This is a genomic window from Kingella bonacorsii (assembly GCF_016623605.1).
Classification (GTDB): domain Bacteria; phylum Pseudomonadota; class Gammaproteobacteria; order Burkholderiales; family Neisseriaceae; genus Kingella_B; species Kingella_B oralis.
In genome coordinates this window covers 812294-836464 of the sequence record NZ_JAEHNZ010000001.1, presented here as the reverse complement: position 1 = coordinate 836464, position 24171 = coordinate 812294, and the positions used below count along the sequence as shown (strand labels likewise).

Annotated in this window: 20 protein-coding genes and 1 pseudogene; 12 read left to right on the top strand and 9 right to left on the bottom strand. The window is 53.2% G+C overall.

The window, feature by feature from the left end:
• The first annotated feature begins 50 nt into the window (after positions 1–50).
• From JDW22_RS04365 to JDW22_RS04355, 4 genes and pseudogenes are all read left to right on the top strand, one after another.
• Positions 51–3830 (top strand): putative Ig domain-containing protein, encoded by a 3780-nt coding sequence (locus JDW22_RS04365; RefSeq protein WP_207748803.1) that lies wholly within the window; start codon positions 51–53, stop codon positions 3828–3830.
• Positions 3831–4173: 343 nt separating this feature from the next.
• Positions 4174–4665 carry a radical SAM protein gene (locus JDW22_RS13635; protein WP_235964771.1) on the top strand — a complete coding sequence of 164 codons (492 nt, stop codon included), beginning with the start codon at positions 4174–4176 and terminating at the stop codon, positions 4663–4665.
• A gap of 27 nt (positions 4666–4692) precedes the next feature.
• Positions 4693–5148: a GTP 3',8-cyclase MoaA family protein gene (locus JDW22_RS13630; RefSeq protein ID WP_235964769.1), complete on the top strand. Its 456-nt coding sequence runs from the start codon at positions 4693–4695 to the stop codon at positions 5146–5148.
• Between the two features lie 136 nt (positions 5149–5284).
• Positions 5285–6132, top strand: a pseudogene (locus JDW22_RS04355) (IS630 family transposase).
• A 45-nt stretch (positions 6133–6177) separates the two neighbouring features.
• On the opposite strand, the gene JDW22_RS04350 reads toward JDW22_RS04355, so the two are convergent.
• The 3 genes from JDW22_RS04350 to uvrB form a co-directional block, all read right to left on the bottom strand.
• Positions 6178–7566 (bottom strand): hypothetical protein, encoded by a 1389-nt coding sequence (locus JDW22_RS04350; protein WP_200521856.1) that lies wholly within the window; start codon positions 7564–7566, stop codon positions 6178–6180.
• Positions 7567–7833: 267 nt separating this feature from the next.
• Complete coding sequence (locus JDW22_RS04345) at positions 7834–8718, bottom strand: AbiTii domain-containing protein (RefSeq protein ID WP_200521855.1); 885 nt, start codon at positions 8716–8718, stop codon at positions 7834–7836.
• Positions 8719–8745: 27 nt separating this feature from the next.
• On the bottom strand, positions 8746–10779 hold the full coding sequence (gene uvrB, locus JDW22_RS04340) for an excinuclease ABC subunit UvrB (protein ID WP_200522000.1): 2034 nt from the start codon (positions 10777–10779) through the stop codon (positions 8746–8748).
• A gap of 507 nt (positions 10780–11286) precedes the next feature.
• On the opposite strand from uvrB, the gene JDW22_RS04335 reads away from it, so the two are divergent.
• The 5 genes from JDW22_RS04335 to prfB all read left to right on the top strand — a co-directional run bounded on the left by JDW22_RS04335 (position 11287) and on the right by prfB (position 15130).
• Positions 11287–11592: an NF038104 family lipoprotein gene (locus JDW22_RS04335; RefSeq protein ID WP_200521999.1), complete on the top strand. Its 306-nt coding sequence runs from the start codon at positions 11287–11289 to the stop codon at positions 11590–11592.
• A 117-nt stretch (positions 11593–11709) separates the two neighbouring features.
• A complete protein-coding gene (gene eno, locus JDW22_RS04330) occupies positions 11710–12996 on the top strand; it encodes a phosphopyruvate hydratase (RefSeq protein WP_200521854.1) in 1287 nt (428 codons plus the stop codon).
• 83 nt (positions 12997–13079) lie between these two features.
• Positions 13080–13355, top strand: coding sequence for an FtsB family cell division protein (locus JDW22_RS04325; RefSeq protein ID WP_003794245.1), 276 nt, complete (start codon positions 13080–13082; stop codon positions 13353–13355).
• 78 nt (positions 13356–13433) lie between these two features.
• Positions 13434–13928 (top strand): DUF2750 domain-containing protein, encoded by a 495-nt coding sequence (locus JDW22_RS04320; protein WP_003794247.1) that lies wholly within the window; start codon positions 13434–13436, stop codon positions 13926–13928.
• A 98-nt stretch (positions 13929–14026) separates the two neighbouring features.
• On the top strand, positions 14027–15130 hold the full coding sequence (prfB, locus tag JDW22_RS04315) for a peptide chain release factor 2 (protein ID WP_003794249.1): 1104 nt from the start codon (positions 14027–14029) through the stop codon (positions 15128–15130).
• An 81-nt stretch (positions 15131–15211) separates the two neighbouring features.
• Here the strand turns inward: prfB and tpx are convergent, their stop codons facing one another.
• The 4 genes from tpx to galT form a co-directional block, all read right to left on the bottom strand.
• On the bottom strand, positions 15212–15706 hold the full coding sequence (tpx, locus tag JDW22_RS04310) for a thiol peroxidase (protein ID WP_200521853.1): 495 nt from the start codon (positions 15704–15706) through the stop codon (positions 15212–15214).
• Between the two features lie 425 nt (positions 15707–16131).
• The gene (gene galK / locus JDW22_RS04305) at positions 16132–17277 is read right to left on the bottom strand and encodes a galactokinase (RefSeq protein ID WP_200521852.1); all 1146 of its coding nucleotides are present in this window, start codon (positions 17275–17277) and stop codon (positions 16132–16134) included.
• Positions 17278–17378: 101 nt separating this feature from the next.
• Positions 17379–18224 carry a hypothetical protein gene (locus JDW22_RS04300; protein WP_200521851.1) on the bottom strand — a complete coding sequence of 282 codons (846 nt, stop codon included), beginning with the start codon at positions 18222–18224 and terminating at the stop codon, positions 17379–17381.
• Between the two features lie 105 nt (positions 18225–18329).
• A complete protein-coding gene (gene galT / locus JDW22_RS04295) occupies positions 18330–19364 on the bottom strand; it encodes a galactose-1-phosphate uridylyltransferase (protein ID WP_200521850.1) in 1035 nt (344 codons plus the stop codon).
• 448 nt (positions 19365–19812) lie between these two features.
• Here galT and mglB point away from each other — a divergent pair, with 448 nt between their 5' ends.
• Both mglB and mglA read left to right on the top strand, forming a co-directional pair.
• Positions 19813–20880, top strand: a complete 1068-nt coding sequence (gene mglB, locus JDW22_RS04290; RefSeq protein WP_200521849.1) for a galactose/glucose ABC transporter substrate-binding protein MglB — start codon at positions 19813–19815, stop codon at positions 20878–20880.
• Between the two features lie 151 nt (positions 20881–21031).
• On the top strand, positions 21032–22558 hold the full coding sequence (mglA, locus tag JDW22_RS04285; protein WP_200521848.1) for a galactose/methyl galactoside ABC transporter ATP-binding protein MglA: 1527 nt from the start codon (positions 21032–21034) through the stop codon (positions 22556–22558).
• Between the two features lie 22 nt (positions 22559–22580).
• Here the strand turns inward: mglA and JDW22_RS04280 are convergent, their stop codons facing one another.
• Positions 22581–22763 carry a hypothetical protein gene (locus JDW22_RS04280; RefSeq protein ID WP_200521847.1) on the bottom strand — a complete coding sequence of 61 codons (183 nt, stop codon included), beginning with the start codon at positions 22761–22763 and terminating at the stop codon, positions 22581–22583.
• On the opposite strand from JDW22_RS04280, the gene mglC reads away from it, so the two are divergent.
• Positions 22747–23754: a galactose/methyl galactoside ABC transporter permease MglC gene (mglC, locus tag JDW22_RS04275; RefSeq protein WP_200521846.1), complete on the top strand. Its 1008-nt coding sequence runs from the start codon at positions 22747–22749 to the stop codon at positions 23752–23754. The genes JDW22_RS04280 and mglC overlap by 17 nt on opposite strands.
• Positions 23755–23864: 110 nt before the next feature.
• Here the strand turns inward: mglC and JDW22_RS04270 are convergent, their stop codons facing one another.
• The gene (locus JDW22_RS04270; protein WP_200521845.1) at positions 23865–24044 is read right to left on the bottom strand and encodes a hypothetical protein; all 180 of its coding nucleotides are present in this window, start codon (positions 24042–24044) and stop codon (positions 23865–23867) included.
• Between the last annotated feature and the right edge of the window lie 127 nt (positions 24045–24171).

Sequence of the window (24171 nt, the reverse complement as noted above, 5' to 3'; positions counted from 1 at the left end):
AAAAGCCGATTCTGGACAAATTTGCCGAAGCCTTGGACAGGGTTGCGCCCTTGGCCGACCCGGCCGCTCGGCAGGCATTGGTGGCACAGATGGCGGAATGGTTTTATTTCCAGGCCAAAGACTATCAATATAACGAAACCCCGTTTTTCAAAAACACCGCAAACGGCGTGCTGCAATACACCGCCGCATGGGGTGAGAATTATGACGGCCAGAAAGAAGCCAATACGGATGCTGAAGGAAAAGTCTTAGTAAAAGACCGCAAATCCGACAAATACACCGAAGCCTGGATAAAACAGATATTCGCCGCCAACGGCCTTTCGGGGCAGCCTGTAAGCTGGCGCGGCTGGCAGCAGTGGACGCTGGCCACAAACGGCATTGCTTCGTCGGCCGCCGCCTTGGATGCGGACAAATCGCAAATCATGGTTGGCGCGGACGGCAACGATGTGTTTTCGGGCGGCAACGGCGATGATTTGCTGATTGGCGGCGCGGGCAACGACACGCTTTCGGGCGAGAGCGGGCACAATGTGCTGGCCGGCGGCGCGGGAGAAGACACTTACTTTATCACTGCGGGCAGCAGCAACACGATTATCGATGCAGACGGCGCGGGCAGCATTGTGTGGAACGGCATGCGCCTGACTGGGGAATCCAAGGCAGACGGGGAAAACAGATGGGTGGACGCGGGGCGGAACATCACCTATTACATGGTGGGCAATGATTTGTATATCAGCCATTTTTCGCTGAAAGAGGCTTTCGGCATCCGCATCCGCAACTGGCAGAACGGAATGCTGGGGCTGAACTTGGGCAGCGAGCCTGCTTCGCAGTCGCACTACACGCGCATTTTAGGCGACTGGCGGCCGCGCCTTATCGGCACGGAAATCCAAACCAATGTGGGCAGGGACGACCCGCGCTACGGCACTTATGAATCGGGCGGCCGTTATCTGCCCGACGGGCGTTTGGAAAACGGTGTTTATGAAAAAGAGGGTTTTGACGATGTGATTAATATGTCGGGCGGCAGCGGCCACTACCATATTGAGGGCGGCAGGGGCGACGATGCGCTGGGCGGCGGTGCCGGCGGGGACTTGATTGAAGGCGGCGAAGGGCGAGACCTGATTGCGGGCGGCGGCGGTCCGGATATTTTGAAAGGCGGCGCGGGCGGCGATTTTATTTTTGCCGACAGCCGGCTTGCCGACGGGCAAGAGCGCGGCAGGCCCGACGAACGCTGGAAACAGACGGGCGGGAAAACGGGCAAACTTGAATTTGCCGGGCGCACCTGGGGTGCGGTTGTCCGGACTGGGGAGCAAGACAGCAAGGATTTTCGGGTCCACGGTGTGTCGGCGGTAGCCAATACAGGCGAAAGCAGGGAGGGTGCCCAAATTTACGGCGGCGACGGCGGCGACTGGATTACCGGAGACGATGCCGACAACTATATTGAAGCCGACGGTGCGGTTATGGAGAAGGGCAAAATCGTTTACGGCACGGGCGACGACATGGTGTGGGGCATGGGCGGAAACGATACGATATCCGGCGGCGCGGGCGACGACTTTATCTACGGCGACTCGCTTAAAACCGAGGCAGAACTGCACGGCCGCGACGTGATTGACGGCGGGGAGGGAGACGACCGGATTATGGGCGGCGGCGGCAGCGATGTGCTTTACGGCGGGGAAGGAAACGATGTGCTGGTTGGCGATATCGGATTTGTGCCCGGCTTCGACGAAGAAGCCTTACTGCCTGCCGTTTACCACGGTTCGGACGAAATTTACGGCGGTGTGGGAAACGACATTGTTGTAGGCGGGGGCGGGGGAGATTTTCTTTACGGCGGAGAGGGTAACGACCAGATATTCGGCGATGCCGAAGATGGGAAACTCCATCCCGCACTGAACGGTTGGGACTATATCGAAGGCGGCGCGGGAGACGATGTTGTTTCCGGCGGTTACGGCTGGGATGAAATTCATGGCGGCACGGGCAACGACTATATGTTCGGCGATGCCGGCAGCGATTTTATTTACGGAGACGAAGGCGATGATCAGATTCGCGGGGATAGTACCGAAACCCCTTATGCCGACCAAGGGGCAGACACCCTGCACGGCGGCAGCGGAAACGACCTGGTCATCGGCGACGGCGGCAGCGACCGGCTTTACGGTGATGACGGCGACGATACGCTTCACGGCGGTGCGGGCAGCGATATCGTTTACGGCGGAACGGGCAGCGATATATTGGTTGGCGATACTGATGCGATGGGAACGGGGGACTTGCAGCTTCCCGTGGACGAACTGCACAACGATATTCTTTACGGAGAAGAAGGCGACGATCAGCTGGCCGGCGGCATCGGCAACGATACGCTTTACGGCGGGGAGGGGAACGACCGTTTGTGGGGCGATTTGGGCGTATCCGACGACAGAGTTTCGGATATCGTCGGCGACGACACGCTTTACGGCGGTGCGGGCAACGACTATTTGGACGGCGGCATGGGCAATGATTTTTTGGACGGCGGCGAGGGCATGGATTCCCTGATTGGGGGATTCGGCAACGATACGCTTTACGGCGGGGACAACAGCGATGTTCTGAACGGGGGTGACGGAGACGACTATCTTTACGGCGGAAACGGCAACGATTCTTTGTCCGGCGGAACGGGGCAGGATTATTTGGACGGCGGTGCGGGCAACGATGTCTATTATTACCGCCGCCGCGACGGCATCACGACCGTCAACGACCAAGACGGCCCAACCGCCCTTGTGCTGGATTCTCTGGAAGGCCTTCTGTTTGAAGAATATGAAGAAGGCATTGCCATCCGCAACGGCGTGGAAGGCGATGTGCTTTATCTGGCGGGATACCACACCGCCCAAAGCGGCAAAGCCTCTGCCGACTGGAATAACGTGTTTCTGTTTGAAGGCAGTTTGGACGGAACTATGATTCCGCTTTCCGCTTTTGCAGACAGAGTGCGCGGCAGACACGCAGCGGCCGCCAATACCGCACCGTTTGTCCTACAGCCTGCCGAATCTTATACCGTCCGTCCGGCAGAACCGTTCCGCTACACGCTGCCTGAAAACTGGTTTGCCGACAGGGAAGATACTTCGCTGGCATACGGTTTGGCTTTGGCAGACGGTTCGCCCCTGCCCGAATGGCTGCAATATGACGGCAGCACGCGCACGTTAAGCGGCACGCCGCCCGCAGGTTTTTCAGGCAGCCTGAAATTTACCGTAACCGCCACAGACAGCGGCGGATTGAAGGCACGGCAGGAATGGCTGTTGTCCGTTTCGCCCCAAAATACCGTTTTAAACGGCAGCAGCGGCGACGACAGGATTGAAGGCACGCAAGCCGGCGAGACGTTGAACGGTTTGGACGGGGACGATGTGCTGCTGGGTTACGGCGGCAACGACACCTTGAACGGCGGCGAAGGCGACGATATTCTGGCAGGCGGCGAAGGTGCGGATACCTACGTGTTCTCCGGCCAGTTCGGTTCGGACAGGATTTATGCAGACGGGCAGGACAGCATGGTTTTTGAAGATGCCCGAATCGATGACCTGATCTTCGGACGGGAAGGCGACAATATGCTGATTATCCGTAACGGAACCGGCGACATTATGCGGATAATGGATCATTTTGCCTCCACCGACACCGTCAGAAACTGGACTTTTGCTGATGGGCAGACGCTGACCACGCCGGAACTTTACGAAGCGGCCGGAATGCTGGGAATGGCACAGCAGCACTATGCTGCAATGGTTCAGGCCATGGCTTCTTTCGGCGCACCTGCCGCCGCCGTGTCCGATACGGCTGCCGCAGCTCCTGCCGCTCCCCTGAATCCGCAGTTGGCGGCAGGCGTGCTTCCGTAACAGGAACGGACAGGCAGCCTGAAACCGCAAAATTCTCCCATAAAAGCAGGCGGACACCCGTTGCCCGCCTGCCTTGTTTTTCAGGCTGCCTGAAATTCCTTGCAGCCTTTATAATCTATAATCCGATTGTGCCGGAACGAAACTTTTGCAAACCCGTTTTGGGTACATTTTTTCGTGCCGCGCTTTCCGAATGCTTGAAAATATTTCAATATTCTCTCTATGTTTTGCGGTGCTGCCGCTTTGCACCGCACCCAAATCCGGAACGGAATTTCTGCGGCACGGCCTGCTTTCAGGCAGCCGGAGAACCGGACCGCGCCGAAAACAATATTAAAGAACGCACACCATGACCCCGCTTACCGATTCCTTCAACCGCCGCCTCAGCTATCTGCGCCTGTCCGTAACCGACCTGTGCAATTACCGCTGTTCCTACTGCCTGCCGCACGGCTATCAGGGCAAGGCATCGCCGGACGAGCTTTCGCTGTCCGAAATCGAAACTCTGGTTGCCGCCTTTGCTCAAAGCGGCACGCGCAAAGTGCGCCTGACAGGCGGCGAAGCCACGCTGCGTCGCGACTTGCCCGATATTATTGCCGCCTGCCGCGCCCAACCCGAAATCGAACACATCGCGCTCACCACCAATGCCTACCGTTTGGACAAGCTGTTTCCCGCCTACCGCGCTGCCGGGCTGGACAAAATCAACATCAGCATCGACAGCTTCCATCCCGAAACCTTCCGCAAAATCACGGGCAAAGACGAATGCCTCAACATTTTGCGCGATGTGGACGGCATTCTTACCACGGGTTTCCAAGTCAAAATCAACACCCTGCTGCTGCGCTAACATGCCGAAGCCACGCTGCCCGATGCGTTGGCATATATCAAAACCCACCCTGTTACCCTGCGCTTTATCGAACTGATGCAGACGGGCGACAATTTGGGCTATTTCAACCGCCAGCATCTTTCTGCCGCCGCCATAGAACGGCGTATTGCGGACGAGGGCTGGCAGTTGCGCCCGCGCAGCCCGCACGCGGGGCCGGCACGGGAATACACCCATCCCGATTTCTCAGGCAGCATCGGCTTTATCGCGCCGTATGGCAAAGATTTCTGCACCGCCTGCAACCGCCTGCGCGTTACTTCGCAAGGCAAAATGCACCTGTGCCTGTTCGGCGGCGTGTCGCACGATTTGCGCCCGTTTCTGCGTTCGGGCGATACGGAAGGTTTGAAAAAGCATCTGCGCGAACTGGTTATGCAAAAACCCGAACACCATTATCTGCACGACAAAAAAGTGGGGCTGATTACCAATCTTTCCATAGCGGGCGGATAAGGCGTTTCAGGCAGCCTGAAAGCACGGTCTGTCCTGTGTTTGCGGAATATGTCGCCAAATGATGGCGAATATAGTAAAATAAAATAGAAACCACCCGTACAACCTATCATAACCACACCCATCTTATCTTCCACCTATGGCCTACCCCACCGTCCTACGTCAAAAAGCCCTCGATTACTATCAGGAATGTAAAAATCTCAGCCAAGTGTCAAGAGTCTTCGGCATCAGCCTCTTTGCACTAAAACAATGGGTCAAACTCCAAAAGCAGACAGGCTCACTTGAACATCGGATCAAAGGCGGCAATGCCACCAAAGTAGATAAAGAAAAGCTGTTGCAATATCTAGCCGAGCATCCCGATGCCTACCAATACGAAATAGCCGAATACTTGGGTTGTACAGCCTCCAATTTCTGCTATCTGCTCAAGACACTGGGCATCACACGTAAAAAAAGACCACAAGCTACAAAGAGCAAGACCCAGTCAAAGTAAGCACATACCAGCAACAGCTAGAACAGCGTGCAGAAATGTCGAAAGTTTATTTGGACGAAACTGGCTTTGACACCTTTTTCTATCGACCCTATGCCTACGCTCATAAAGGCGTATCTGTAAAAGAGAGAATCAGCGGCCGTCGTTATCAAAGACTTTCTCTAGTTGCTGCTCAAACAAAAGAAGGGCTGATTGCCCCGATGGTCTACGAAAACACGATGGACAGTGCATTATTTGAGACATGGTTTGAACGGTTTTTGCTGCCAGCATTAAAACAGCCATCGGTGATTATCATGGACAATGCTCGCTTTCACAGGATGGCGGTATTACGCGAGATGGCAGAGAAAGAAAAACACATTGTTTTACCACTTCCTCCGTATTCGCCTGAGCTCAATCCGATTGAAAAGGTGTGGGCGAATATTAAACGGGCGTTACGGAAAATTGCGTCGGGACACTCTTGCTTGTTGGAAATGTTATTGGGTGTTTCTTATTTTGTTTAACTATAAAAATGCGAAAGGCACAAGGCAACAGCGTCTTTATTCACCCTATTTCGGACATCCATGCAGCTCCAGACACGACAAAGGATACGGCTTGCCGTCTATCGTAACCGTGTCTTTTTTTAGGCTGCTTTGGGGAGCGGTTTCCAGTTGCCGCTTTGCCCAATCGGGAAGGTCATACCATTTGAAGTCCTCCAGCCTGAGTTTGTTGTCTGACAGGACAACCCCGCCCAGGTCTTGTTGTTTTTCTCCATGCAACGGCTTTCCCGACAGATAAGGCACACACCGGATGCTTGGTGTTTTATATCCGGCAATCTGCTGTCCGTCGCTGCATTGCCATTCAATGCTGTTGATTGCCGCATCGGTTAAGCCCGAGTACCAGCCAGAGTGGGCGGTAAATCTGGATACCGTGTTGAGCAGCATCATATTTTCAGGCTGCGTTCCGTTGGCAGTGGCAGAGAATAAGGCGTTTTTGGGTGCGGCATCGGTCAGCACGATAGCGTTAAACTGCTTTTCAGGCTGCCTGAAAAACCATTCGCCGAAATCCTTACCCTCATAATCGGGCGGATAGATGTCGTAGCGGTTTAGCCGCACGCAGTCGTCGTGCAGTTCCTGTATATCGGCAAACGGTGTGAATGTGTCTTTATCGTCAGTGTAATTCGGCAAACCGAAAATCCGTATTTCTTTTTCGGACGATTCGGAATGCCAGCCGACAATCTGTTTGATTGTTGTGTGTCGCAGATTGCCCAAATACCAATTGGTCGGTTTTTCAGACAACAAAATCAAGCTGACAGACGGCGGTGCGCCGGCAAAATCCAAATACACGTTTTCGGCAGAGGTCTGGTTGCTTATGCGGTAAATATATTCGTTTTCTTGGGATGTCCACACAATTTTTTTGCGGACGCAATCTGCCGCTTTCTGCCGGAAAACCTGCCTGTGGTCCTCCATGGTCAGTCCTTTGACAACCTCCCTGTCGCTGCATTCGGCAATCTGCACAGACGGCTTTACGCCTGCAAAGCACCGCCAGCGTCCGTTTTCCGCTTTAAACCAAATACTGCGGCGCTCCAGTAAATCGGGAATGTAGCCTGATGTCGCACCGGTGGGGATGCCCCTGTCGTTATATTCATACCGTGGCAGAAACGTGTATTTATAGGCATTTAAACGCGGATAGTACAATACCTGCCGACGCAGATACGGGCTGAAATCCTGCGGCATTTTATCCGTCAAATCCGGAGATTCGGGGGGCGGCAGGCGTTCTTTCAGTGCGGCAACCGTTTGCGCCAACAAACTCTGTGCCTGCCGCCGCCGCTCTTCTGCTTTGTATTTTTGATACTGTTTTACAATTAAATCCGTGGCGTAAACCGCAATAGCGATGCCCGCCGCAAATACCGCTGTCCGCACTATTCTCGAAACGGTTGGATGGGTTTTCTCTGACATTTCTCAATCTTCCTGAAAATAGAAAGGTGCATTCCTTCACTGTAATAAGAAAGCCATTATGGGGAATGAATGTAAAGATGCGGTAAAATTGTTGTAAATATTTGATGAAGATTTTCAGGCAGGCTGAAAAGTGGGAAAGCCGTCCGCGGTTGGGGTGGCGGGCGGCTTTCAGGCTGTGTTGGTTGGGTGGCGGGGGGCTCTGCCACGCACGTGGTTTTGGGTGATTGGGGACGGCGTGCGTGGTGGAGCCGCACATATTGCATTTGCTTACATTAAGCCATAATATTTTGAAATCGCATTAGTTAATATTCCTGCAATAGTACCTACTGAAACATCAATCACACCGTTAGAAGCCTTTGTAACAATATTGCCAATCCATGCACTTACTTTTGAGCCGAATTTTTTATCTGTGGGCTGACCATCTTCTATCAGTGCATTTCGTAAATCTTCTAATTCGGCAGATGGAATCCCGTTTTTTGCTAAAAAGTTAGCCAGTTCATTGAAATTTTCTTTTTCAATATGAATACCGTCTTGAATATTTTGCTGAACATTACCGCCAAAAACATCCCCAATAAACCCTTGCATATTCTGAATATTGAATTGGTTTGACATTGCTTTCTCCTGTTCTGATTTTGTAAATTGGATACCGTCTCCTAAAATGCCTTCCTCTTCCAGTCGTAATGCCCAATCTAAAATTAGTTGTCTTACTTTTGATTGAATATTCATTAAGTTAACTGGATCAATAATTATTTTAGGTTCAAGTGGAAATGGAGTATCTTGTAAATTCATTAAAAACTGTTTTTCTTTACTAGATAGAATTCGTATAAATTCATTATTTTTTGTTTTTAGTAAGTTTCTTATTTCGCTAATTGATGAGGTATATTCAACTCTTGTTACTCGTTCTCTCAATTCATCAGGAAGCATAAATGGAACATCGCCACGATAAGGGTTAAAAGCTTTTAACTCTCCATAAAATATTCTATATTTTGGTAAATTTTCTGATGAATAACCTTGTAATTCATTATTACACCATTCAGTTAATTCATTAATTTTTAATTTTCTTGCAACCATTAATGTTTTACTCACTAACTCTTCTACATCACTATTTGGATTGGCAGCTAGGCTTTGTAGTTCTAAAATAATAGAAGTCATTTAATTCAATCTCCATGTTAAATAAAATTATTCCGCTCCAAACAACAGATTTTCCTTAATCCCTCGAATTCTATCCCGCAACACAGCCGCTTCTTCAAACTGCAAATCCCTAGCTGCCTGCTGCATGGCTTTTTCCAGTTTGGCAATTTCTTTAATCGCGTCTTCTTCGTTGTGGATTTCACCGACTTTAACCTTGTTCTTACCTTTACCTTTCAGACGGCCTTTGCCGCTGTCTTCTTCGTGGTACACGCCGTCGATGATGTCTTTGACCTGTTTTTTAATCTGCTGCGGTACGATGCCGTGTTCTTCGTTGAATTTCATCTGTTTTTCGCGGCGGCGTTCGGTTTCGTCGATGGCGGCTTTCATGGAGTCGGTGATTTTGTCGGCGTACAGGATGGCGACGCCGTTCACGTTGCGCGCGGCGCGGCCTATGGTTTGAATCAGGCTGCGGTGGGAGCGCAGGAAGCCTTCTTTGTCGGCGTCGAGGATGGCGACGAGGGAGACTTCGGGGATGTCGAGGCCTTCGCGCAAGAGGTTGATGCCGACGAGTACGTCGAACAGTCCGAGCCGTAAATCTCTAATGATTTCAACGCGCTCTACAGTGTCGATGTCGCTGTGCAGGTAGCGCACTTTGATGCCGAGTTCGCTGTAATAGTCGGTGAGTTGCTCCGCCATGCGTTTGGTGAGGGTGGTAACGAGCACGCGTTCGCCTTTTTGGATGCGGTCGTTGATTTCACTCATTAAATCATCGACTTGTGTAGCGACAGGGCGGATGATGATTTGGGGGTCGACCAGCCCTGTGGGACGGACGACTTGTTCGACCACTTGTCCGGCGTGTTCTTCTTCGTATTTGGCGGGGGTGGCGGAAACGAAGACGGTTTGCGGCATGACTTTTTCAAATTCGTGGAATTTGAGCGGGCGGTTGTCGCGGGCGGAAGGCAGGCGGAAGCCGTAGTCGACGAGGTTTTGCTTGCGCGAGGCGTCGCCTTTGTACATGCCGCCGATTTGGGTAACGGTAACGTGGCTTTCGTCGATGAACATGATGGCGTTGTCGGGCAGGTAGTCCATCAGCGTGGGCGGCGGTTCGCCTTCTTTTTTGCCGGAGAAGTGGCGGGAGTAGTTTTCGATGCCTTTGCAGAAGCCCATTTCGTAGAGCATTTCGAGGTCGAAGCGGGTGCGCTGTTCGATGCGTTGTTGCTCGACGGGGCGTTGTTCGCGGGCGAAAAACTCAATGCGTTCGCGCAATTCTTCTTTGATGGACTCGCAGGCGCGCAAGACGGTATCGCGCGGGGTAACGTAATGGCTGGACGGGAAGACGGTGTAGCGGCCGACGCGTTGGTGCAGGCTGCCTGAAAGCGGGTCGAACATATCAAGGCGGTCGATTTCGTCGTCAAACAGGCTGATGCGCAAGGCGTTTTCGGAGCTTTCGGCGGGGTACACGTCAATCACGTCGCCGCGCACGCGGAAGCTGCCGCGTTTGAAGTCCAAGTCGCCGCGTTCGTACTGCATGGAAACGAGCGTGGCGATGATGTCGCGCTGCTCGATGGTGTCGCCTTCTTTGACGGACAACACCATTTGTTGATACTCGGTCGGGTCGCCGATACCGTAAATGGCGGACACGGTGGCGACAATAATCACGTCGTCGCGCGTCATCAGGTTTTTGGTGGCGGAAAGGCGCATCTGCTCGATGTGTTCGTTGATCGCACTGTCTTTCTCGATGAACAAATCGCGGCTGGGCACATAGGCTTCGGGTTGGTAATAGTCGTAGTAGGAGACGAAATATTCCACCGCGTTTTCAGGGAAAAACTCGCGCATTTCAGCGTAGAGCTGGGCGGCAAGGGTTTTGTTGTGCGCCATGATGATGGCGGGGCGGCCGCTTTGGGCGATGACGTTCGCCATGGTGTAGGTTTTGCCCGAACCGGTTACGCCGAGCAGGGTTTGGAACGACAAACCGTCGTTTAAGCCTTCCAATAAGCCTGCGATGGCGGTGGGCTGGTCGCCGGCGGGGGGGAAGGGTTGGTTTAATTTGAAGGGGGAGTTGGGGTATTGGATAAAGGGCATTTTCAGGCTGCCTTGGGTGATGAAAAATAGCCGTGCATTATAGTGCATTGGTCTTTTTCAGGCTGCCTTTAAGCGGGGTAGGTATTTGCCGGCGCAGGCGTTTCGCCGCCTACCACGAGCAGGGCGGGGCTGTTTATATTGGGTTTGCGAAGCGGATTTTGTGCCAGAAAGCAGGCTATGCAAGGCGCAAACCGCAGCAAGGTTGAATACCTTGCGAGGATTGGCAACGCAGCAGAGACTGTTTTATGGTGCAAAATCCGCCGCAATACCCAATATAAACAGCCCCGTAGCCCCTGCACCCCACCGTAGCCTCACCCTTTCCAATAGCCCCAAAGGCAGCCTGAAAAACAAAACCGCTTGGTGTTAAACCAAACAATTTTTTACTGGATAGATTGACTTTCAGGCTGCCTATTCTCCCGCGTCTGTTTGATGCTAAGGAAGTCGCTGTGCCGCGATAAGGCACAAAGATAAGCACATCAGAAATATTAACGAAGCACAGCCAAACCCATTTTCAGGCTGCCTCTGCTGGCGACGGTGTGTTACGCCTTGCAAGGCTGCGTGGTCGCATCCGCCGTAGATTTGGCGGCAACCGCAGTCGTGCAAACGGGCAAAATCGCCGTTAAAGGCACAAGCGCGGCGGTGCGGGCAGTGATTCCCGATGGCAATGATGACGACAAGAAAGCCAAAAAAGAACAAAAACAGCGCGAACAAGCAGCGTGTGAGCAAGCGCAACAGCCGACTGCGCCCGATTTCAGGCTGCCCGAGATCATACAGCGCCCCATGCAGCAACCGATGCAGCCTGAAAACGACTAGGGTCTGCTGATAGCCGACAGCCCCTAAACCCCACAGAACCCAGCCAAAATAAGCTATAATCCGCCCGTTTCATTTTTCGTAAATCTCATCCTCAACCCAGACAAACGGAGTAACACCATGAGCGCAATCGTAGATATTTTTGCCCGCGAGATTTTGGATTCACGCGGCAACCCCACCGTAGAATGCGATGTTTTGCTGGAAAGCGGCGTAATGGGGCGCGCAGCCGTGCCCAGCGGCGCATCCACAGGTCAAAAAGAAGCCCTAGAACTGCGCGATGGCGATAAATCCCGCTACTTGGGCAAAGGTGTGCTCAAAGCCGTAGAACACGTTAACAACGAAATCGCCCAAGCCATCATCGGCATTGATGCCACCGAGCAAGCCTATATCGACCAAATCATGCTGGAACTGGACGGCACGGAAAACAAAGGCAATTTGGGCGCAAACGCCACCCTAGCCGTATCGCTCGCCGTTGCCCGCGCCGCCGCCGAAGACGCAGGCTTACCGCTGTACCGCTATTTGGGCGGCGCAGGCCCGATGGCGTTGCCCGTTCCCATGATGAACGTGATTAACGGCGGCGAACACGCCAACAACAGCCTGAATATTCAAGAATTTATGATTATGCCCGTGGGCGCAGAATCGTTCCGCGAAGCCTTGCGTTGCGGCGCAGAAATTTTCCACCATCTGAAAAAACTGTGCGATGCCAAAGGCTTCCCCACCACCGTGGGCGACGAAGGCGGCTTTGCGCCCAACTTGGGTAGCCATGAAGAAGCCTTGCAACTGATGGTGGAAGCCACCGAAAAAGCGGGTTACAAAGCAGGCGAAGACGTTTTGTTTGCGATGGATTGCGCATCCAGCGAGTTCTACCAAGACGGCAAATACCACTTGGAAGCCGAAGGCAAAGCCTACACCAGCGAAGAGTTCGCGCAATATTTGGCGGATTTGGTGGTCAAATATCCCATCATCTCCATTGAAGATGGCATGGACGAAAACGACTGGGCAGGCTGGAAACACCTTACCGAAAAATTGGGCGACAAAGTGCAATTGGTGGGCGACGATTTATTCGTAACCAACCCCAAAATCTTGGCAGAAGGCATTGAAAAAGGCGTGGCGAACGCGCTGCTGGTGAAAGTGAACCAAATCGGCACGTTGAGCGAAACCTTGGCGGCAGTGGACTTGGCAAAACGCAATCGCTATACCAGCGTGATGAGCCACCGCTCGGGCGAAACCGAAGATAGCACCATCGCCGATTTGGCCGTTGCCACCAACTGCATGCAAATCAAAACCGGCTCGCTCAGCCGCTCCGACCGCATGGCAAAATACAATCAGCTTTTGCGCATTGAAGAAGAACTCGGCTCAGCGGCTTACTATCCGGGTAAAAAAGCGTTTTATCAGTTGAAAAAATAATCGCTTTCCGCCGTGAATGGTTTTCAGGCTGCCTTAATCACACATCAATAGGCAGCCTGAAAACACAAAATGGAATCAAAACAATGAAATGGATAACATGGGGCTTGCTCATCACGCTGGCAGGCTTGCAATACAAAATCTGGCTACACAACGGCGGCTTGCGCAGCCAATACGCCCAAATGCAGCAGCAAGCCGAAAGCATCAAGCGCGAAAACGCCGTCATCCGCCACGACAACGCCATGCTGCGCGCCCAAGTGGACGACCTGCAAAACGGCTACGAAGCCCTATCCGAACTGGCCCGCAGCGAGCTAGGCTATATTGAAGAGGGCGAAACCTACTATAACCTTAAACGCGAATAACCACCGTGCCGTTGCCAGACCGCACGGTTTTCACATCTTGCCAACCGCGCCTAAAACCGCGCCCAAAAAGTACCCACCATGAGCCCAAAATTTCCCCCAGACGAAACCGAAAACGATCCCCGCTACAAAGCCTTTGTGCAACAAGTGGTGCAATACCGCACCGTTTACACCCTGCAAGACAGCGAAGACTATTTCGCCGAATGCCCATCCGAAGTGTATGACGACAACCTCGGCGAGCCCGAAGCCGTGTATTGCTTTTGGGACAACCTAGAAGACACCCAATCCTGCCAACACGACGAATGGCAAGACTACGAAATCGTGGAAATCCCGCTGGTGGATTTTATGGAAGACATCCTTATCGGCATGGACGAAGACGCGCATTTGGTGGGCGTGGCGTTTGATGAAGAGTTATACGGCACAGAAGTTGAACCCGTTGAGCTGCTGCGCGATTTGCTCAACGAAATCCGCGTGCAAAACCAATCGCACGAATACGAAAACTACGGCAAGCTGCGCCATTATTGCGACCTTTGGGAACAAGAAATCGCCGCGCAAAACGCCCCCATCATTCATTAGGCAGCCTGAAAACCATTAGGCAGCCTGAAACCATCCCTACAACCCTTTTCAGGCTGCCTCATCTTGATAGGCAGCCTGAAAACCCCGCAAGGAACATCATGGAAACCGAACACATCAACCAACTGCAAAACCAGCTCACCGACCTATCCCAGCGCAACAGCGACATCCGCGTGTATATGGACTACCAAGGCAAAAAAGAGCGGCTAGAAGAAGTTATCGGGCTATCCGAAGACCCCGAGCTTTGGAACGACCCCAAGCGCGCCCAAGAAATCGGCAAAGAGCGCAAAATCTTGGAAGGCATCGTGCTCACGCTGGACAACATTGAAAACGGCATCGCCGACAACCGCGAGCTGATTGACATGGTGGTAGAAGAAAACGATGCCGACGGCTTTGCCGCCATCGTTGCCGACGTTGCCGCGTTGGAACAGCAAATGGCGGATTTAGAGTTCAAACGAATGTTCAACCAGCCTGCTGACCCCAACAACTGCTTTGTGGACATCACCGCAGGCGCAGGCGGCACCGAAGCCGAAGACTGGGCAGGCATGCTGCTGCGGATGTACACCCGCTACGCCGAGCGCAAAGGCTTCAAAGTGGAAGTGATTGAGCAAGACGACGGCGAAATCGCAGGCATCAACAACGCCACCTTGCGCATCGAAGGCGAATACGCCTACGGCTTGCTGCGCACCGAAACAGGCGTGCACCGCCTTGTTCGCTATTCGCCGTTTGATTCCAACAACAAACGCCACACCTCGTTCGCCTCCGTGTTCGTGTATCCCGAAGTGGACGACAGCTTTGAAATTGAAATCAACCCCGCCGATTTGCGCACCGACACCTACCGCGCATCGGGCGCAGGCGGTCAGCACATCAACAAAACCGACTCCGCCGTGCGCATCACGCACTTGCCAACAGGCATCGTTGTCCAATCGCAATCCAGCCGCTCGCAACACGAAAACCGCCGCATCGTGATGGAAATGCTGCGCGCCAAACTGTTTGAACTGGAAATGCGCAAACGCAACGAAGAAAAACAAGCCTTAGAAGAAGGCAAATCAGATGTGGGCTGGGGCAGCCAAATCCGCTCTTATGTGCTGGATTCTTCGCGCATCAAAGACTTGCGCACCGGCTATGAAGTGGGCAACACCAAAGCCGTGTTAGACGGCGATTTAGACGGCTTTATTGAAGCGAGCTTGAAACAGGGCGTGTAGTCCAAAATCCAAAGGCAGCCTGAAAACGGGTTTAAAGCGTTTTCAGGCTGCCTTTTGGTTGGCGTTTAGATTAAACGCGGATTACAACACCGCCAGCGCGGCATCGTAATCAGGCTCTTGCGTGATTTCGGGCACCAAGCCAACGTGCAACACTTTATCGTTTTCATCCAGCACCACCACGGCGCGGGCGGTTAAGCCACGCAATGCGCCATCGGCAAGGGCAACACCGTAATCTTGTGCAAAGCTGCTGCGGAAGCTAGACAGCGTTACCACGTTATCCAAGCCTTCTGCGCCGCAAAAACGCGCTTGGGCAAAGGGCAAATCGGCAGAAATGCACAGCACCACGGTGTTGTTAAGCGCAGAGGCGCGTTGGTTAAACGTACGCACCGATTGTTGGCACACGCCTGTGTCAATGCTGGGGAAAATGTTGAGCACTTTGCGTTTGCCCGCAAAATCTGCCAGCGTTTTGTCGGATAAATCGGCAGCGGTGAGCGTAAACGCGGGGGCGGCTGCGCCTACGGTGGGCAATGCGCCTTTCAGTTGCACTGGGTTTCCTGAGAATGTAACGGTTGTCATCGTGTTTTCCTTGTGGGGTGTGGGTTAAATGTATTTCAGGCTGCCTCACATAGCCGCCTAAAACCAAATGCTTTTAGCGAGCCGTGTACAGCAAAATGGGCAGCCAAAAGCAGGCGAATAGTAGCGCAACGGCGTTGCCGGTTGCAAGCAGGCAAGGCAGCGGCAGCCTGAAAAGGCGGTTTTCTGTTTTCGGATGCGGAAAAGACCGACGAAAGGAAAAGGGCGTTTCAGGCTGCCCGAGCGCGGGCGCAAAAATGGGCAGTCTGAAAAGGCTGATTCGCGTTCCTACGGCTTGCTGGCAAGCCGTGCGCCGATTTTCCAATATTGCTGCTGAGGCGTTTCAGGCTGCCTCACACAGCGGCGGCAGCCTGAAAACAAATGATGCCGTTGCCATGTCATTAGGTTTTCAGGCTGCCGCAATGCGCTTACTCCACCACGCTCACGCCTGCCTGCGGCGTGCACACGAACACTTCTTCCTGCAAGCCCGTGCGCGTTTGGTAATGCGCGGCGATATGCGTTTTCACCGCATCCACCAAATCATGCGGCACAAGGGCGACGATGCAGCCGCCGAAGCCGCCGCCTGTCATGCGTGCGCCGCCGCGCTCGCCGATTATTTCGCTGGCAAGTTCCACCAGCGTGTCCACGGCGGGGTGGGTGATTTCAAATTCGTCGCGCATGCCCGCGTGGCTTTCTGCCATCAGGCGGCTGAGTGCGGGGATGTCGTTGCGGCGCATGGCTTCGGCGGCATCCAGCGTGCGTTGGTTTTCTTGGATGATGTAGCGGGCGCGGCGGGCGGCGGTTGCGTCCAAGCCTTGTTTGCCCGCTTCAAATTGCGCCAGCGACACATCGCGCAGGGCTTTCACGCCAAAATGGGCGGCAGCGGTTTCGCATTGGGCGCGGCGCGTGTTGTATTCGCTGCCCACTAAGCCGCGCTGTACATGGCTGTGGATTATCATAATCGCCAAGCCTGCGGGAATGGGCACGGCTTGGGCGTTCAGGCTGCGGCAGTCAATTAACACGGCGTGTCCTGCTTGCCCGCGCGCGCTGGTAAGTTGGTCCATGATGCCGCAGTTGCAGCCAACAAAGCGGTTTTCGGCGTATTGCCCGATTTGGGCGATTTCGGTCGCGCTCAAAGGCAGCCTGAAAACGTGTTGCACGGCTTTGCCGATGGCAACTTCCAGCGCGGCAGACGAGCTTAACCCCGCGCCTTGCGGCACATTGCCGCTCACGGCGATGTCCGCGCCTTCGGGCAGCCTGAAACCGTGTTCTGCCAACGCCCAAACCACGCCGCGAATGTAGTTTGCCCATTGTTTGTCGGATGGGGCGATGGGCGCGTCTAGCGAAAATTCGTCGCGCTCGCGGTAATCGGCGGCATACACGCGCACGCTGCGGCTGCCGTTGGGGGCGATGGCGACGTGGGTGGCGAAGTCTATGGCGCAGGGCAGCACGAAGCCGTCGTTGTAGTCGGTGTGTTCGCCAATCAGGTTTACGCGACCAGGGGCGCGAATGAGCGCGGTGTGGGGGCGGGCGAATTGTTGCTGGAAGGTTTGGGTGAGTTGTTCAGGAGTCATGGGGTTTCCTTTGAAGTAGTTTTCAGGCTGCCTGAAAACAGAGATACAAATCAATGGTGGGTTATTAAAGTTTCAGGCTGCCGTTTCAGACCAAAATTTCTTTACTCGGCGGTCGCTACAACACCAACGGCAATCGGTCTGCCGTTTTGTTGCAGCAGAAAACGCTGACCTTCGAATACTGCCAGTGGTTTTTCGGCTTCCAGCAACACTTCGGGGGTTTCGCCAGCTGCCACGGTTTGGGGCGAAACAAGTTTGCAGTGCACCGTTTGCCCGCCTATCCATATATCCATGCTGTCGCCTGCCGACATGGTATGACCGCCTTCTTCGCGGCTTAGGTTGTAGATATAGCTGTGCAGACGGCGGCTGTTTACTGTCAGCATGGTGGACGGCTGCTGCCGTGGTGTCAGCGTGGCAGCATCAGCAAGCAGCTGCTGCAAGCCCTGATAGCCGACATAAATGCGGGCGTGCTTGCCGTCCATATCATAGCTGTCAAGTAAATCGCGCATTTCCGTAATTTCAAGTTCCAGCAGGTCTTTCAGGTCTTTATTGGTCAGTACCTCGCTTTGGGTAAGAAAAACAGCCAGCGGCAGATAAGCCTGTCGCGCTATCAGTGTGTGTTCACGAATAATAGGTAGCGGTCCAGTTGCGGAATCAAGAACCAACACGCCAAGCGCAGCTTGGTGCGCCATATCAGCAGTTTGAGCGGCAGTGGCGTGCGGTGGCGGCACTAGAAATAACGCTTCGCTGCCGTCTGGGCAGATGTTTTGGGCGATGCAGTCGGGCAAAATATTTTTGCGCATTTCATCGCCCAGTAAAACGATGCGGCTGCTATTTGGCGCGGTGGTGGGGGGCGTATTAGCTGTTTTTTCACTGCTTGCTTTGTTTGGATAGCAGGCGACCAGCAGCAGAGAGAGTAGGGCAATACACAGAAAAGATATTTGAGACATAACGGTTTTTTAATCGGTTTAAGGCAGCCTGAAAATGGGTTTGGTGGTTTGCATTATGGTGGGCAACCAGTTGCCCACCCTACGCTTATTAAGGCAGCCTGAAAATCACCGCTCCAAATAATGCACCAACGACAACGCCGCCAGCTTCTCCGCCGCTTGCTCCGCCGTTAAATCGCGTTGCGCTTCGGCAAGCATTTCATAGCCCACCATAAACTTGCGCACCGTCGCCGAGCGCAGCAGCGGCGGATAAAAATGTGCGTGCAGCGTCCATTCGGGGTGGTCTTCGCCGTCAAATGGCGCGCCGTGCCAGCCCATTGAATAGGGGAAGCTGGTTTCAAACAAATTGTCATAACGCGTGGTGAGCTGTTTCAATGCCAACGCCAAATCGGCGCGTTCGGCGGCGGATAAATCGGTGATGCGCTGGGCGGGGAATTTGGGCAACAGCAGCGTTTCAAACGGCCACGCCGCCCAATAGGGCACCACCGCCAGCCAATGCGCGGTTTCCACCACAATGCGCTCGCGGCGGCGCAATTCTTCGGTGGCATAATCTTGCAGCAAATTGCTGCCATGCAGCCTGAAATAGTTTTGCTGCGCGGCGTGCGCTTTGGCGGGCAGGTCGGGCAGGAAATCGCTTGCCCAAATTTGCCCGTGCGGGTGTGGATTGGAGCAGCCCATCACCGCGCCTTTGTTTTCAAAAATTTGCACCCAGCGGTAGGTTGCGCCCAATTCCGCCGCCTGCGCTTGCCACACGGCTATCACGCGCTCAATTTCAGGCTGCGTGAGCTGCGGCAGCGTTTTGCTGTGGTCGGGCGAAAAGCAGATGACTCGGCTGATGCCGCGCACGCTTTGGCTTTGAAACAGGGGATTGGCGGTGTCGCTAAACGCGGGCGTGTCGGGCAGTAGCGCGGAAAAATCGTTGGTGAACACAAAGGGTTCGCTGTAATTGGGGTTGGTTTCGCCGCTGATGCGCGTGTTGCGTGGGCAAAGGTAGCAAGCGGGGTCGTGGGCGGGCTTGGGTGCGGTGTCGGCTTTTTCCTGCTGCCCTTGCCACGGGCGTTTGGCGCGGTGGGGGGAGACTAAAACCCAGCTTTCGGTGAGCGGGTTGTAGCGGCGGTGAGGGTGGTCGGTGGGGGAGAACATGGGACGGATACTCGTGTGTAGTGCTGTGAAACAGAATCTAGGCTCTGTTGATAATCAATATTTTGGCGGCTTTTTCGCCCTAAAACGGCATCTGCGGCGTTAAAAATACTCGCCAATGGACGGCATAGGCTCGCATTTTTGCCTTGTCTCTGCCCTTTTAGGACGCAAAATCCGCTGCAAAATTTGAATGGCAATAGACCTTAGGCTATTTTATGGCGAATTTTTACGAAAACATACATTTTTTTTCAATTTAAATTCAAATTGTTTGCAAAAAGGGGGAAATTTTTGGGTTTACAAAGTTTTTTGTTTGGGCGAAACTCGCCTGCTGTAATTTTGTGTAATTTGGTTGTTAACCAGCTAAATTCGTTCAATCAAACGTTTTCAGGCTGCCTTTGCCGGGCAGTAGGCAGCCTGAAAACGGTGCAAACCCACTTTTGGAGAGGTCATCATGCAATTCAAACCAACATTTTTGGCTACGGTTTTATGTGCAACTTTGGGCTTGGCGGCTTGCGGCAACGGCAACGGCAGCGCGCCTGCGGGCAACGCTTCGGGCGCACAAGCGCAGCAAAGCAGCGGCGCGGCAGCCGTGGGCGAGGGGGCAAAAGTCGGGGTTACGATTTATAAATACGACGATAACTTTATGTCGTTGATGCGCAAGGCTTTGGAAGCGGAAGCGGCAACGCAAAAAACCGCCGAGCTGCTGCTTAACGATTCGCAAAACAGCCAATCTACGCAAAACGACCAAGTGGACGTGTTGCTGTCCAAAGGCGTGAAAGTGTTGGCGATTAACTTGGTGGACCCCGCCGCTGCGCCCACCATCATCAGCAAAACCAAAGCGGCGGATGTGCCCGTGATTTTCTTTAACAAAGACCCCGGCGAAGCGGCGTTGAAAACCTACGATAAAGCCTATTTTATCGGCACGAACCCGCAAGAATCGGGCGAAATCCAAGGCAAATTGGTGGGCGATTCTTGGAAAGCGCACCCTGAATGGGATTTGAACAAAGACGGCGTGATTGATTATGTGTTGCTCAAAGGCGAGCCCGGCCATCCCGATGCGGAAGCGCGCACCAAATATGTGGTAGAAAAACTGAAAGCCGATGGCTACAAAGTGAAACAGCTGCAATTGGACACCGGTATGTGGGATGCCGCCAAAGCCAAAGACATTATGCAGGCTTGGCTGGCAGGGCCTAGCGGCAAGCAAATTGAAGTGGTGTTGTCTAATAACGATGCCATGGCGATGGGCGCGGTGGAAGCGATGAAAGCGCAAGGCAAAGTGTTGCCCACCTTCGGCGTGGACGCGCTGCCTGAGGCATTGCAAATGATTAAAGCCGACACGCTGGCGGGCACAGTGTTGAACGACGGCGACACGCAAGCCAAAGCGATTTACGCGCTGGCGGTGGATTTGGCAAACGGCAAAGACCCGAAACAAAACCCTGCCTTGAAGCTGGAAAACAGCATCATCCGCGTGCCTTATGTGGGCGTGGACAAAACCAATTTGGATAAATTCGTGAAATAAACGCTTACTGCGTATTAAATAGGCAGCCTGAAAACGGGGAGACGGATGCAATGTCTTTGCAAACCGTTTTCAGGCTGCCTTAAATAACGGCAACAATCAGGCAGCCTGAAACGCCCGACCCAACCGCACACCAATCAACGAGACCGAAAACATGACCGCTTCGCCTCAACCCCAAACGCAGCCTGAAAACGAAATCCTGCTCACCATGAGCGATGTGCACAAAGCCTTTCCCGGCGTGAAAGCGCTCGATGGCGTGAACCTCACCGTAAAAGCCCATTCGGTGCACGCGCTGATGGGCGAAAACGGCGCAGGCAAATCCACGCTGCTCAAATGCCTGTTCGGCATTTACGCCAAAGATTCGGGCAGCATTCAATTTTTGGGCAAGGAAGTCAATTTCAGCAGCGCAAAAGAAGCCTTGGAAAACGGCATTTCCATGGTGCATCAAGAGCTGAATTTGGTGAAACAGCTTACCGTGATGGACAATTTATGGCTGGGGCGTTATCCCACCAAAGGCTTGTTTGTAGACACAGCCAAAATGTTTGCCGACACCAAAGCGATTTTTGACGAGCTGGACATCCAAATCAACCCGCGCGAAAAAGTGGCAAAGCTATCCGTTTCCGAAATGCAGATGATAGAAATCGCCAAGGCTTTTTCGTATAACGCCAAAATCGTCATCATGGACGAGCCGACTTCATCGCTGTCAGAAAAAGAAGTCGCCCATCTATTTAAAATCATTGAAAAACTGAAACAACGCGGCTGCGGCATCATCTATATTTCGCACAAAATGGAAGAAATTTTCAAAATTTGCGATGAAATCACCATTTTGCGCGACGGCAAATGGATAGACACACTCGCCGTGGCGCAAACCAATATGGACGAACTGGTCGCCAAAATGGTGGGGCGCAGCTTAACGCAACGCTTCCCCGAAAAAACCAACACGCCCGGTGAAGTGGTGTTGCAAGTGAGCCATTTAACCGCGAAAAACCAGCCTTCCATCCAAGATGTGAGCTTTGAATTGCGCCAAGGCGAAGTGCTGGGCATTGGCGGCTTGGTGGGCGCAAAACGCACCGATATTGTGGAAACGCTGTTTGGCATCCGCGAAAAACAAGGCGGCGAAGTGCGCGTGCATGGCAAGCTGGTGGACAACCATTCGCCCGTGGATGCGATTAAAAACGGCTTTGCGCTGGTAACCGAAGAACGGCGCAGCACGGGCATTTTTGGCGGGCTAGACATCAGCTTCAATTCGTTGATTTCCAACATTCGCGGCTACGAAAAATCGGGCTTTTTAAACAATAAAAAAATGAAAGAAGACACGCAATGGGTGATTGATGCCATGCGCGTGAAAACCCCCGCGCACAAAACGCGCATCGGCTCGCTATCGGGCGGCAATCAGCAAAAAGTGATTTTGGGGCGTTGGCTGCTCACCAGCCCCGAGATTTTGATGCTAGACGAGCCCACTCGCGGCATTGACATCGGCGCGAAATTTGAAATTTATCAACTGATTAACGATTTGGCGGCGCGGGGCAAAGCGGTGATTATGATTTCATCCGAAATGCCCGAATTGCTTGGCATCACCGACCGCATTCTTGTGATGAGCGCGGGGCGCGTGGCGGGTATTGTGGAAACCGCCCAAACCAGCCAAGAAGAGATTTTGCAGCTATCGGCGAAGTATCTGTAAACCGTTTTTCAGGCTGCCTTAATCAGGCGATGGCAGAGCCGATAGGCAGCCTGAAAAAGCCAAATGAGCAGTTGCCCGCATCGCTGTTTAGATAGTCGTTCAACCTAATTAAAACTTCACAGGCAGCCTGAAACCCCGCGATACCGCGCAAGGCAGCCTGAAAAACCATCCCCCAAAGGAAACCCAATATGAGTACCGCTTCCAACCAAGCCTTTGAGCTATTTAAAAACTATGCGCTGTATTTTGTGCTGCTGATTTTGCTGGCTGTGATTGTCTCCAAAGACACCAGCTTTTTAAGCCTCACCAATTTCAGCAATATTCTCACCCAGTCTTCCGTGCGCGTGATTATCGCGCTGGGCGTGGCGGGGCTGATTGTTACGCAAGGCACGGATTTATCCGTGGGGCGGCAAGTGGGGCTGGCGGCGGTGGTTTCCGCCACGCTGCTGCAATCGGTGGACAATGTCAACAAAGTGTTCCCCAATTTGGGCGAAGTGCCGATTCCGCTGGTGATTTTGCTGGTGGCCGCCATTGGCGCGGTGATTGGCTTAGTGAACGGCATCATCGTAACCGTGTTGAACGTAACGCCGTTTATCGCCACGCTGGGCACCATGCTGATTATCTACGGCATCAACTCGCTGTATTACGACCACGTTGGCTCTGCGCCGATTGCGGGTTTTACCGAAAGCTATTCGCAGTTCACGCAAGGCTTTTTCCGCCTCGGTGGCTTTCGCTTGTCGTATATTACGGTGTATGCGCTGGTGGCGATTGGCTTGATGTGGGTTATTTGGAACAAAACCCGCTTTGGTAAAAACCTGTTTGCCATCGGTGGCAACCCCGAAGCGGCGCGGGTGTCAGGCGTGAACGTAACGCTCAATTTACTTGGCGTTTACACGCTGTCGGGCGTGTTCTACGCATTCGGCGGCTTGCTGGAAGCGGGGCGCATCGGCTCGGCAACCAACAACTTGGGTTTTATGTATGAAATGGACGCGATTGCCGCGTGTGTGATCGGCGGCGTGTCGTTTAGCGGCGGCGTGGGCACGGTGATTGGCGTGGTGATGGGCGTGGTGATTTTCACGCTGATTAACTACGGTTTGAGCTACATCGGCGTGAGCCCCTATTGGCAATACATCATAAAAGGCGCGATTATCGTGATGGCGGTGGCGATTGACTCGCTGAAACACGCCAAGAAAAAATAGGCGGCCTGAAAACGCAAAAACAGCACGCGCAAAACGTGCTGTTTTTTGTTTGCCACATGGCGGGCGGTGCGCAGAACGGCTAAACGCCGTTTCAGGCTGCCGATTGTCGTTTACCGTTTCAACATCATAATCACGTTAAACAAGCTGGCGCACAGCAAAAAGATAATGGAAATTTTCAGCAGATTACCGCGCAAAATGCTGGTGTGTTTCAGGTTTTCGCGCTTGTGGTTCAGATTGCTAATCAGCGATTCTTGCTGCCCATTGGCGCGGGGTTTGGGTTTAGTTGCCATCGTTTTGTCCTTTGAAAAGAAAGGATTATAACACAACCGCGTTTTCAGGCTGCCTTTGTATCTTTAAACACACAGAAACGCGCCAAGGCTGCCCGAAAATAGGGGCATCTGAAAAGATATGTTAAAA